The organism is Chloroflexota bacterium, from assembly GCA_016219275.1.
Classification (GTDB): Bacteria; Chloroflexota; Anaerolineae; order UBA4142; family UBA4142; genus JACRBM01.
Window position 1 is genome coordinate 47,798 of the sequence record JACRBM010000091.1, and the last position, 11,542, is coordinate 59,339.

8 protein-coding genes and 2 pseudogenes are annotated in these 11,542 nt (G+C 58.2%); 1 reads left to right on the forward strand and 9 read right to left on the reverse strand.

Annotated elements, in window-relative coordinates; translation table 11 throughout:
* Positions 1-127 precede the first annotated feature (127 nt).
* From HY868_24525 to HY868_24565, 9 genes and pseudogenes are all read right to left on the reverse strand, one after another.
* The gene (locus HY868_24525) at positions 128-472 is read right to left on the reverse strand and encodes an SEC-C domain-containing protein (GenBank protein ID MBI5305320.1); all 345 of its coding nucleotides are present in this window, start codon (positions 470-472) and stop codon (positions 128-130) included.
* Between the two features lie 1,143 nt (positions 473-1,615).
* A pseudogene (locus tag HY868_24530) lies at positions 1,616-2,422 on the reverse strand (hypothetical protein).
* A 615-nt stretch (positions 2,423-3,037) separates the two neighbouring features.
* A pseudogene (locus tag HY868_24535) lies at positions 3,038-4,588 on the reverse strand (preprotein translocase subunit SecA).
* An 87-nt stretch (positions 4,589-4,675) separates the two neighbouring features.
* On the reverse strand, positions 4,676-5,632 hold the full coding sequence (locus tag HY868_24540) for a ribose-phosphate diphosphokinase (GenBank protein ID MBI5305321.1): 957 nt from the start codon (positions 5,630-5,632) through the stop codon (positions 4,676-4,678).
* A gap of 157 nt (positions 5,633-5,789) precedes the next feature.
* Positions 5,790-6,272, reverse strand: coding sequence for a peptidylprolyl isomerase (locus HY868_24545; GenBank protein MBI5305322.1), 483 nt, complete (start codon positions 6,270-6,272; stop codon positions 5,790-5,792).
* 576 nt (positions 6,273-6,848) lie between these two features.
* A complete protein-coding gene (locus HY868_24550; GenBank protein ID MBI5305323.1) occupies positions 6,849-7,478 on the reverse strand; it encodes a histidine phosphatase family protein in 630 nt (209 codons plus the stop codon).
* Positions 7,479-7,481: 3 nt separating this feature from the next.
* Positions 7,482-8,369 carry a thermonuclease family protein gene (locus HY868_24555; GenBank protein MBI5305324.1) on the reverse strand — a complete coding sequence of 296 codons (888 nt, stop codon included), beginning with the start codon at positions 8,367-8,369 and terminating at the stop codon, positions 7,482-7,484.
* Positions 8,370-8,915: 546 nt separating this feature from the next.
* Positions 8,916-9,857: a methylmalonyl Co-A mutase-associated GTPase MeaB gene (gene meaB, locus HY868_24560; GenBank protein MBI5305325.1), complete on the reverse strand. Its 942-nt coding sequence runs from the start codon at positions 9,855-9,857 to the stop codon at positions 8,916-8,918.
* Complete coding sequence (locus HY868_24565; protein MBI5305326.1) at positions 9,857-10,273, reverse strand: cobalamin B12-binding domain-containing protein; 417 nt, start codon at positions 10,271-10,273, stop codon at positions 9,857-9,859. The genes meaB and HY868_24565 overlap by 1 nt, the downstream gene beginning before the upstream one ends.
* Before the next feature lie 295 nt (positions 10,274-10,568).
* Between HY868_24565 and HY868_24570 the strand changes: the two genes are divergently transcribed.
* On the forward strand, positions 10,569-11,288 hold the full coding sequence (locus HY868_24570) for a TetR/AcrR family transcriptional regulator (GenBank protein ID MBI5305327.1): 720 nt from the start codon (positions 10,569-10,571) through the stop codon (positions 11,286-11,288).
* The last annotated feature ends 254 nt before the right edge of the window (positions 11,289-11,542 follow it).

Below are 11,542 nucleotides of genomic sequence, written 5' to 3' on the forward strand. Positions count from 1 at the left end.
TCAAGCCGGGTCGAAAATTGCTCGCGTAGATCGCAAGCCGCGCACAAAAAAGCACTCCGCTTCACTCGGAGTGCTTTGCGATGTTTGATTAAGGCGACTCGCAACCGTTCTGCAATAAATCGCGCCGTTAGCGCGTATCGCTTGGCATGTGACAGTTCTTGTATTTCTTGCCACTCCCACACCAGCACGGATCGTTGCGTCCCAGTTTCACACCGACCGATGCGTTGACCGGTTTGCGCGGCGGTTCGGCTTGCTTCTTACTTTCCGCTTTGGGCTTGCCGCCATCCGGCTTGGCGTTCGCCGATTTGGTCGCGCCCGTCGCCACTTTTTGACTCGTGCCGGCTTCTTCGACGGCTTGCCGCGCCGCGCGATCGCGCTCGGCGCTGGCGAGCCGCGCAAAACCGCGATACTGGTACGTGAACACGTACGTTACCACCTGCGAGCGGATGCGCGCGTACAATTCGCCGAACATTTCGGACGCGCGTAGTTTGTATTGCACCAGCGGATCGCGCTGCGCGAACGCTTGCAAGCCGATGCCTTCGCGCAACGCTTCGATCTCGGTGAGATAGTCCACCCACAAATTTGTTACGATACTCAACATCAACTCGCGCAAGAGATCGTTGAACGCGGCGGTGCCGCCGCGCACAACTTCGAGTTGTTGGAGCGATTTTTCCCAATACGCGAGAATCTCGGCGCGCAACGCGTCGCGATCCGTCACGTCGAGTTTCTTCGCCGCGAGGTGCGTCCACGCGAATCGCGGCACGAGCAGTTCGAGCCGGCGATGCGTGCGCGTGTCGAATGCCGCCGCGCGATAGTGCGCGATCGAGAAAAGCAGATGCGCGAGCCGCGTGCCTTGCGCGTCCGCCGCGCTCTTGAGGCGCTCTTCCAATTCGCGTTCGATGTCGTCGAGATATTTCTCGGCTTGCTTGGTGAACGTGTCGTCCAGCGACGCGGCAAGGTCTTCGCGCAACGCGCCAAAGTTCAACGTGTCCTTAGCTTGATAGCGAAAATCTATCGGCTGTCCGATGCGCTTGACGACGCGACGCACGATCTGTTCCACCACCCGCGCATCGAACGCGCGACGCACCGCGTCCATGATTTCGCGCTCGCCGATTTCAGCGCCGCGTTCGGCGCGCACCTCCACTTGCAAGCCGGTCGCCTGTCCCAGCGTTTGCAACGCCATCCGCAAATCGAGCGAGCGATTTTGTTCGCGCGATTCTTGCTGGATCGTCGTGAGCGTATTCTTCGCCAGGTCTTCGATTTCGTCCCATGCCGCTTTGTGTTGTTGCTCGAACGTATCCACCGTTTCCGGCACGATCACATCGGAAATGTAATCGCGCTGCGCTTCGAGCGCGGCTTGCGCGACGTCGGCAATCTTCTCCGCGTTCGCATTTTCCAAATCGCGTTGGAGGCGCGCGAGTGAGAACGGCGACCACAGTTCGTTCTCGTTGAGGTAAAAACCGGGCAAGAGCGAATCGAGATGCGCGAGCAAACGCGACGCATCGCCGGCATCGCCCTTGAGATTTTCGTTGAGGATGCGCGCGATTTCTTCTTCGAGCCAGCCGCGCAAATCGCTCCGCAAATCCGCTTTGGTCAGAATGCGATAACGTTGTCCGTAAATGATCTCGCGCTGTTTGTTGAGCACGTCGTCGTACTCGAGCAGGTGTTTGCGGATGTCAAAGTTGTACCCTTCCATCTTCACTTGCGCTTGCTCGAGCGATTTCGATACCCAATCGTGCTCAATCGGAATGTCTTCCGTCCACACGCGATCCATCAAACCCTTGCCGCCCATTCGCCGCATAATGTCGTCTTCAAGCGACACGTAAAATCGCGACGAGCCGGCATCGCCTTGACGACCGGAACGACCGCGCAACTGATTGTCAATGCGGCGCGCCTCATGGCGCTCGGTGCCGATGATGCGTAGCCCGCCGAGTTCGCGCACACGCGCGCGGTCGTGAATGTGCTTTTGAAAACGCGCGACTGGTTCGGCGTCGAGCGCGTACTTGTCCGGCGGAATCCGGTCGAGCGCCTCGGCGATTTGATCGAACGACAGATTGTACGGGTCAATGCCTTCGCGATGCAACACCCGCGAAACCTGGGTCAACACATCCTCCGGCAATTCGCCGCCGAGTTTGATGTCCACGCCGCGTCCCGCCATGTTCGTCGCGAGCGTGACGGTGTGCGGCTCGCCCGCGCGCGCGATGACGTGCGCCTCGCGTTCGTGCTCTTTCGCATTCAGTACTTGATGCGGGATGCCGCCGCGCAAAATATCCGCGAGTCGTTTGGTGTCCTCCACGTTGAAAATTTCACTTTGCGCGTCCGCGTTCTCCGCCGCGAACGGGTCGGCGTTCACGTCGAGTTTTTTCGCGAGGCGCGTCACATCGTCGTCGCGCAGGAACAAGCGTTTGACGATCACATCCATATCGCCCGCGCGAACCCGGTGTTCGTCGCGCACCGCGTCGAGATCGCCGAGCGAATCGAGCAACGCACGATTGACGTTCGCCAAATCCTCGCGCGAAAGGCGCAAATCCTGGTACACCTGCGACACGATTTGAAATGCTTCATCGGGCGGCACGGCGGTGAGTCTTTGCGCGATCTTGGGCAGGTCGTCCGGGTGCGTCGAGATTTCTTCGCACAAAGTTTCGCCGCTGTTGAGCAAGCCGCGTTCTTCGAGCCGCGCGGCGAATTCGACATCGCGCTTGGCAAGCGACTCAAGTTCTTGCAAGTCGCGTTCGTTCACATTCAACTGCTTGGCAGTGTCTTTGCCGCGCGTGCGCGCTTTCAAGCGCGCCAACTCGCGCGTGTCTACCTTGAACTTGCGCGCCACCGCGCTGACCGCGCGCAAATCGAACGCGTGGAACAAGCGCGACGAGAGCGCCTCGTCGTAATTCTCCGGCGCTTCGTCGAGCGACCGCGCGAGAATCAATTTGAGCGTGCCGCGTTGTTTGTCGTTCAGCGCGTTGCTGTCTTCAATCGCGCGTTGCAGCAAGCGCGCGCGCGCGTACAGTTGCAGTCTCGGCGCGGCGAGACGGTGGTTCAATCGTTCGGATGTTTCAATCGCGGTCGTGCCGACGAGCGTGGGCTGTCCCTTGGCGAACAGTTGCACCAGCTCGACCGTCACCGCGCGCCACTTGGCTTCTTCGTTGCGATAAATCTGATCGGGTTGATCCGCGCGAATCATTGGCTTGTTCGTCGGAATCACGACGACGTCGAGACCGTACACTTTTTGAAATTCGTCTTCTTCCGTCTTCGCCGTGCCGGTCATGCCGGCGAGACGATGATACAAACGAAAATAATTTTGCAGCGTGACGGTCGCGTACGTCACCGATTCTTGTTGAATGGCTACGCGCTCTTTCGCTTCGACCGCTTGGTGCAATCCATCCGACCAGCGTCGCCCGGGCATCAAGCGTCCGGTGAATTCGTCCACGATGATGACCTGACCTTTGCGAACGATGTAATCCTTGTCGCGCTTGAACAGGTGCTCAGCTTTGAGCGCGGCTTCGAGGTGGTGCAGGACTTTGGCTTGCTGCGGATCAATTTCTTCGGGACGGTCTGGGTTGGTAAAGCGCGACCCCAGCAATTCCTCGACGCGATCATACCCGGCTTCGGTCAAGGTGATGCCGCGCGTGCGTTGGTCAATCGTGTAATCGTCGGGCGCAAGTTTACGCACGAGTTCCGCGAGACGATAGTATTCGTCCGATGCTTCGCCGGCGGGACCGGAAATAATCAACGGCGTGCGCGCCTCGTCAATCAAAATGTTGTCCACCTCGTCCACAATCGCGTAATACAATTCGCGTTGGACGCGGTCGTCGAGCCGCCACGCCATATTATCGCGCAAATAATCGAAACCGAATTCGCTGTTCGTGCCGTAGGTGATGTCGGCGCGATACGCTTCTTGCCGCGTGCACGGGCGGAGATAATTCATCTCGGCGGTTTGCGCTTTGAACCCAGGATCGAAAATGAGCGCGCTGCCTTCGTTTTGTTGAATCACCGCAACGCTCAAACCAAGCGCGTGATAGACCGGACCCATCAATTGGGTGTGATAACGCGCCAGGTAATCGTTGACCGTGACGAGGTGCGCGCCGCGTCCGAGCAGCGCGTTGAGGTACAACGGCGTCGTCGCGACGAGTGTTTTGCCTTCGCCGGTCCTCATCTCCGCGACCTGACCTTCGTGCAGAACGATGCCGCCGATCAGTTGCACGTCGAAATGGCGCAAGCCAATCGTGCGCACGCTCACTTCGCGCGTCACCGCGAACGCCTCGGGCAGAATCTCGTCGAGCGTCGCGCGTTCGGTGTCCACCAATTTTTTCTGCGCGGGCTTGAGTTGTTCTTCGAGCATCTGCCGGTCTTGCGCGTCCTTGGCGCGCGTCAACTCGTCTTGCAGTTCCGCGACTTGAGCGCGCGGCGCGGCAAGCGCGTCGTCCAAGCGCGCGCGAAACTCGGCGGTCTTGGCGCGCAGTTGCGCGTCGGTCAGTTTTTGCAACGCCGGTTCGAGCGGATTGATTTTTTCCTTGACGATCTTCCAACAACGTTGGACTTGTTTCTCGCTGGGATCCCCGGCGAGTTTAGTGTACAAATTTTTTAGCATGTCTCTAATTTTTGATTTTGGATTGCCGATTTTCGATTGTAGATTTTCGCAATCGAAAATCAGAAATCAAAAATCGAAAATGAACTCTCACGCGTCCTTGAGATACTCGCCCACGCTGCGCCCTTCGTGCGTGCGCGCGACGGTTTCCGCGAGCAACGGCGCAACCGAGAGAATCTTGAAATTCGGCAGTCGCCTTTCATCGGGAATCGGCACCGTATCCGTACAAATAAATTCTTCGATAGGCGCTTGGCTGAGTCGTTCGAACGCCGGGTTGGAGAGAATCGCGTGCGTGCAAACGGTAAAGACCGCGCGCGCGCCATTGCGCTTGAGCAAGTAAACCGCTTCGGTCAACGTGCCGGCGGTATCCACTTCATCGTCCACGATAATCGCGTTCTTGTCTTGCACGTCGCCGATGACCGTCAGTGCCTGTGCTTTGGGGTCGTTGCCGATGCGCCGTTTTTCGACGAACGCCAGCGGCGCGTCGAGCCGGCGCGCAAAGTTGCGCGCCTTTTTCGCGAAACCCAGGTCGGCAGAAACCACGACCGCGTCCGGAATTTTCTTCGCCGCGAGATATTCGCTGAGCACTGGAAACGCCGAGAACTCATCGCCGGGAATACTAAAGAAACCCTGAATCTGCCCGGCATGGAGATCGAACGTCATATAACGATCCGCGCCGGCGGTCACGATCAAATCGGCGAGCAAACGCGCGGTGATCGCGACGCGGGGTTGATCTTTTTTGTCGCTGCGGCTGTACGCGTAAAATGGAATGATGACGGTGATGCGACCGGCGGACGCGCGTTTGAGCGCGTCGAGCATGATCAGCATCTCCATAATGTTCCGATTGACGGGCGAACAGAGACTTTGCAACAGAAAGACATCCTGTCCGCGCACGCTGCAACAGAGATGCACGAAAATATTTTCGTTTGGAAAGTCGAACAACTCGGTTTCGAGAAGTGTGACGCCCAAGTACCGGCAAATGGCTTCTGCCAAGGGCCGATTACTGCGCCCACTCAGCAGCGCCAATTCGCCGTACATCTTCGCCATTGAAATCCTCCAGATTGACGCGTAGTTTGGCAATGTCAGATTTTGTTCTTTTGCCACAGAGGGCACAGGGAACCCAGAGGAACACAAAAAAATCTCTGTGACCTCTGTGCGCTCTGCGGCTAATCTGACACTGGCAAAGTAGAGTCGCCGCGCGTCTCTACTTTTCGTCAATCACAATCGTTTGAATGATATCGCCTTTCGCGATCTTGGCGACCACGTCCATCCCCTGCGTGACCTGCCCGAACGCGGTGTACGCGCCGTCGAGGAAGGGCGTTGCCTCGAGCGTGATGTAGAATTGACTGCCGCTCGATTCGCGTCTGGGATTTTGCTGGTCGCCGAGCCGCGCCATCGCGATCGCGCCTTTGCTGTGCTTGATTTTGATTTCCGCCGGAATCGTATAACCCGGTCCGCCGGTGCCATCACCTTGCGGATCGCCGCCCTGGATCACAAAGTTCGGTTCGACACGATGGAATTTCAGGTCGTTGTAAAAACCGACGCGCGCGAGCGAGACGAAATTATTCACCGTCTGCGGCGCATCTTTCGCCGAGAGTTCGACGACGATATCGCCTTTCGCGGTCTTGATCGTCGCGCTGTACTTTTTGTTGACATCAATCGTCATTTGCGGTGGTGCCTTAAACATGCCACTCCTTTGTAGTGGTGGAATTTTTTCGACGCCCCCGGTGTTGGTGGGTGTCGAGGTCGGAAACGGTGTTGGCGCAATGCCGGCGGTCGGCATCGCGATCGTGGTCGGCGTGGGCGCGGCGGTCGGCGCGGCGCACGCGGTTATCAGCGCGAGCAATCCGATCAGCGCGATCAACGCGCCAAACAAGAAACAGCCCTTGCGCGTTGCGACGGGGCGAGCTTGCCAAGTTTCCTTCTGCATTGCAGTTTGTGCCTCCACAATTAATTGATCGGTATCTTTATAATGACTGGCGTACATCAAGCGCGCCTTGCGGAGCGCGGACAGCGCCTCGGCGTACCGTTGCGCGGCGAGATGCGCTTTGCCTTGCTGGTACCATCCTTCGATGTCTTTCATCCGCAACGCCCATTGCAATTTCGCCTCCGCGCCCTGAATCACGCGGTCGAACGAAAGCAGTTGCCGATACAACGCAACGACCTGGTCCCAGTTTTCGGTCGCCGTCGCGGCATCGGCATCCTTGAGCAATTGCGCAATCCGTTCTTCACTATTCCCCGGTAAGTTATCGTTCGTCATTCGCTATTCGCCGTTTCCCGCGTGTCCATCGCGCAAATGACAGGTATCGTTGAGCAAACGCACGATCGCGCGCTCGACGCGCCACTCGACCAGACTGAGCGACGCGTTGTCGAGCCAGAATGGCGTGCGGCGTTGCACGTCGAGCCGCACCAGTGTCGCGAGCATCAAGCCTAGCGTGCCGCCGTGCGATACAATCGCGAGACGGCTGGCGTCGGAATGCCGCGCGTGCGCGTCGTCGAGGAACGCGCAGACGCGTTCGTGGAATTGCGTTTGCGTTTCGCCGCGCGGCAGATTCAGCGGCTCTTGGCGATGGTGCCACGCGTGATACATCTCCGGAAATTGTTTTTCAAATTCCTGGATCGTCAGTCCTTCCAATTCGCCGAGATGTTTTTCTTCGAGCCGCGCATCGGACACCGGCGGGTGTCCCAGTTTTTGCGCGATGATCTCCGCGGTCGTGCGCGCGCGGGCAAGCGGACTGGTGTACAGCGCGTCGAATGATTCGCCCGCGAGCCGTGCGGCGAGGTGGTGCGCTTGGGCGATGCCGCGCGCGTTGAGCGCGATGTCCACCGCACCCTGGACGCGTCCTTCGGTGTTCCAGTCCGTTTCACCGTGTCGAATGAGCCAGAGTTGCACGTGTTACTCCGGTGGGGTGAGATTCAACTTGCTCACGGCGTCCGTCACATCCTTGGACCAGATGAACAAGCGATTATACGGCTTGACTCGGTGATAATCCTGCGGAAAGAAAATCTCGCGCGTGGTCATATCCACGCAGTATCGTTCGACCCATCCTTCGCGTTCTTCGCGTGAAGGTTTCGGTCCATTCACCAATTTCTGCGTCACTTGAAACAGCTTGATGCACATCCGGAATTCGTATCCCGTGAGCGAAAGCGGGTCCGCCCACGCGCCGCGCGGTTCGGTAAACGCGGCTTGGCTCGTTTCCTGAAACAGGACCAAATCCGGATAACTGGGGATGCTGGGATAAATGATCAAGGATGCCGCCCAACCGGATTCGACCATCAACAAGTTGAAGGTGGCGCGTTCTTTGCGCGACATGCGCGCACGCTCTGCATCGGAATAATTCGGCGCGATGTACGCCAGCAGGCGACCGTACTGTTCGAATTTCTCGTCGCCCGTCCAAACGAACAGATTGCGATTCTTGCCGTTCGGCAATTTTAGTTTTTCGTCGAGCAGGTTTCGGAAATGCTCTGTCGCGCGATTGCCTTGCGTCTCTTGCAGTGTCCCCGCCGTGCCGGTGACGAGTCTGGGATGCAAGTGTTGCGCGAGACCATCGCTAATTGGCGCTTTGCCTTGCTGGATCCAATCCGCCAGCTGGTGCAGGTTCGTATCTTGTTTCGATGGTTTCTGATTGCCGGGGTAATGCACCTCGGGTGTGTCAATGCACAACATGCGAACCGCGACCGAGATCGCCGGCGTGTCGCCGTCGGTCGCGCCGAGAAATTGGTGATCGCCAACTGAATCGAGTGCGAACCCCTGCGGGTCCCAGAAAATCTTGACTTGAGACATCATGACTCCTTATGCGACCGCTCTCAACGCGTTCGAGGTGAACACTTCGGCGGGATAGCTTGCCGGAATCTTGCGTGTACGTGTTGCGAGTTTCAGGAAATTCGACATGGGCGCGCGCCGCATGATTCGCACCACAGTATTTCGCGCGGAGAGCGATAGCGACTGCAAGCCATCGAGGTGTAGCGGTTCTCCCGCGCTAGCTTCCAGCATGGCTTGGCAACTAATGAGGATCAACTCTACCGGTTCTTTCGTTTTTGGATTGTAATACAAAATAGACTTTATCGGAAACAACTTTTGCCTCTCGCCAAGACGCAAAGCAAGCAAAGAATCATCTTGGCACGCAAAGTATCATCTTGAAAAAGATTGGCGTTCTTGACGGCTTGGCGAGAGATGTCTTATTCTCGATAATGTCTAATGATGTTGTCGTTCAATTCCACGCCGCGCAATGGTTGCGCGCGGTTTTTAACAAACGTCACCATGAGAATATCTCCCTCCGAATCGTAGTGAATTGATTTCATTGGCGATGCCTCTGGTGTCCGAATACCTCTACTGCTTTAGACCTATGAGCGATTCCGCCGCGCTGTACACATCACACTCGCGCGTCGCAATTTTCTCGACGAGCGAGTTCACGCGCGTACCATTCACGCCGCCGAGCAGTCGCGCCATCCATTCGCGCTGCACCACTATTTCGAGTTCCGCGCGCACGCGCGCGCGTTCGCGCACTGCAAACAAATCGTGCGTGTCGAGAAACGCGCGATGCTTGCCGATCCAATCCACCACCTCCGCGACGCCGTCGCCCTGGGTCGCAATCGTCTTGAGCACCGGCGGTCGCCAGTCGCCTTCCTTCACCGGCTTGAGGTTCAAATTCATTTCGAGCGCGGCAACCGTCGCGCTCACTTCGTCGTGGTCCGCTTTGTTGACGACGAGCACATCCGCGATTTCGAGAATGCCGGCTTTGATCGCCTGAATATCGTCGCCCAGTCCCGGCGCTTCGACGACGACCGTTGTGTGCGCGTTCTTCGCAATGTCCACTTCGTTCTGTCCCGCGCCGACTGTTTCGACGAGCACCACTCCAAACCCGGCGGCGTCGAGCACTTTGACCGCATCGGCGGTCGCCGCCGCGAGTCCGCCGAGCGAACCGCGCGTCGCCATCGAGCGAATGAACACACCCACATCGCCAGATAAATCTTGCATCCGCAGACGATCGCCCAGGATCGCGCCGCCGCTGAACGGACTGGTCGGGTCTACAGCAATAATGCCGACGCGTGCTCCGCGTCGGCGATACTGTTTGGCGATGGCGTTGACGAGCGTGCTTTTGCCGGTGCCCGGCGCGCCGGTAATCCCGACGATGTGCGCGCGACCGGTGAAGCGAAAGAGCGCCGCGACCACCTCACGCGCATTCGCGCCGCCCCGCTCGACCGCGCTGATCGCGCGTGCGACGGCACGCGGATTGCCCGCGCGCACCGCTTCGATCTGTGCCGGTTCCACTACGCGGCAGCTCCGCGACGCGCCGCGACTTGATCGCAGATGAACGTGGCGAGGTCTTGGGTCGAGGTGCCGGGACCGAACACACCGGCAAAACCAATTTGCTGGAGCGTGGCAATATCTTCTTCGGGAATAATGCCGCCGCACACGAGCAGGGCATCGTCAATTCCTTTGCTTTTCAACTGCTCAATGATGCGCGGAAATAAATCCATGTGCGCGCCGGACAAGATCGAAAGTCCGACGACATCCACGTCTTCTTGCAGCGCCGCTTCGGCGATCATGTCCGGCGTTTGCCGAATGCCCGTATAAATCACTTCCATGCCGGCATCGCGTAACGCGCGCGCGACGACTTTAGCGCCACGGTCGTGTCCATCTAGTCCCGGTTTTGCAATCAACACGCGAATCGGTCGGTCCGCCATTCTCTCATCCTCCGCGAACATATCGGACGCATTATACATCAAATCGAGGCGATTGAAAAACAATCGCGCGCTGTGGCGGCGGGCGAGCCGCCCGCGCCCGAACGGTCATTGCGAGGAACGCAGCGACGAAGCAATCTTCAAGCCACTTGGGGAGTGCTTCGCCGCTTTGCGGCTCGCAATGACAAGCAGGCGCGAGTTTGCACGCGCCCTGCATCCGCACGCTAAACCGGCTTGACGAATCACCGAATTGGCGTATGATGCTTACACTGTTAATTTAATTAAATGGTGACAACTTATGAAAACAAAAATCGAGACGGTTACCCGGCGGGCATTGGTGCATCAAGCTACGCGCGAGGAGATTCTTGATCTGGCACGACAGCAAATCGCGGCGGCGGGCGCGCCGGCGCTCTCGCTTCGCGCGATCGCGCGCGCGATGAAGGTGACCGCGCCCGCGCTCTATCGCTACTTTCCCAACCGCGACGAGTTGGTCACCGAATTGATCATCGCCGCATTTCGTTCGCTGGCGGATACGCTCCAAGCCGCGCGCGATGCGCGTCCAGAGAATGCTCATGCCGCGCGCTTGTTCGCCTGCGCGGTGGCGTATCGCAAGTGGGCGCTCGCGCATCCCCAGGATTACTTGCTCATCTTCGGCACACCGATTCCTGGGTATGTCGCGCCGGCGGAACGAACGCTGCCCGAAGCCAAGTGCGGGTTCGATGTCTTGGTGGATGAATTGGCGGCGACGCACAAACAGGGTGATTTGAATCTGCCGGCGGAGTACGCCAGACCACCCGCGGCGTTGCAAGCGCAGTTGAGCGCCTGGAAGAAAAACTATGGCTACACCGCACCGATCGCGGCGATGTATGTCGCGCTGGTGTGTTGGTATCGGTTGCATGGGATCGTGTCGCTCGAACTGGACCATCAGCTGCAACCGATGCTCGGCGACGCGAACGAATTCTATCGCGCGCAGGTGAGCGAACTGCTCCAAAACATCGGGTTGAAAGCCGGAGCGTAATCAATGTCCGGTTTTCGCAGAGGCGTTCAATTGAACGCCCCTACCAGACGAACCATCAATGAGAATGGGAAACGCGAACGGGCGTGCGGATGGCGCGCCCGTTCGATTTGAAAGAGTATACCGCAAAAGTGTCGGCGACTTCAGATGACAATGGGCACGGTTTTCTGCCAAGCCTTATCAAAACGACCGCTGTGAAGTTCACTCAACCCAGCGAGCATGGCTTGCGCACAGTCACGTTTCCATCCGCGTCCAGG

What these genes read in the sequence shown, in the direction of transcription:
- HY868_24525 (MBI5305320.1), bottom strand. Translation starts at nt 472, where the DNA reads ATGTTCGGCGAATTGTACGCGCGCATCCGCTCGCAGGTGGTAACGTAC.
- HY868_24540 (MBI5305321.1), bottom strand. Translation starts at nt 5,632, where the DNA reads ATGGCGAAGATGTACGGCGAATTGGCGCTGCTGAGTGGGCGCAGTAAT.
- HY868_24545 (MBI5305322.1), bottom strand. Translation starts at nt 6,272, where the DNA reads ATGTTTAAGGCACCACCGCAAATGACGATTGATGTCAACAAAAAGTAC.
- HY868_24555 (MBI5305324.1), bottom strand. Translation starts at nt 8,369, where the DNA reads ATGTCTCAAGTCAAGATTTTCTGGGACCCGCAGGGGTTCGCACTCGAT.
- HY868_24565 (MBI5305326.1), bottom strand. Translation starts at nt 10,273, where the DNA reads ATGGCGGACCGACCGATTCGCGTGTTGATTGCAAAACCGGGACTAGAT.
- HY868_24570 (MBI5305327.1), top strand. Translation starts at nt 10,569, where the DNA reads ATGAAAACAAAAATCGAGACGGTTACCCGGCGGGCATTGGTGCATCAA.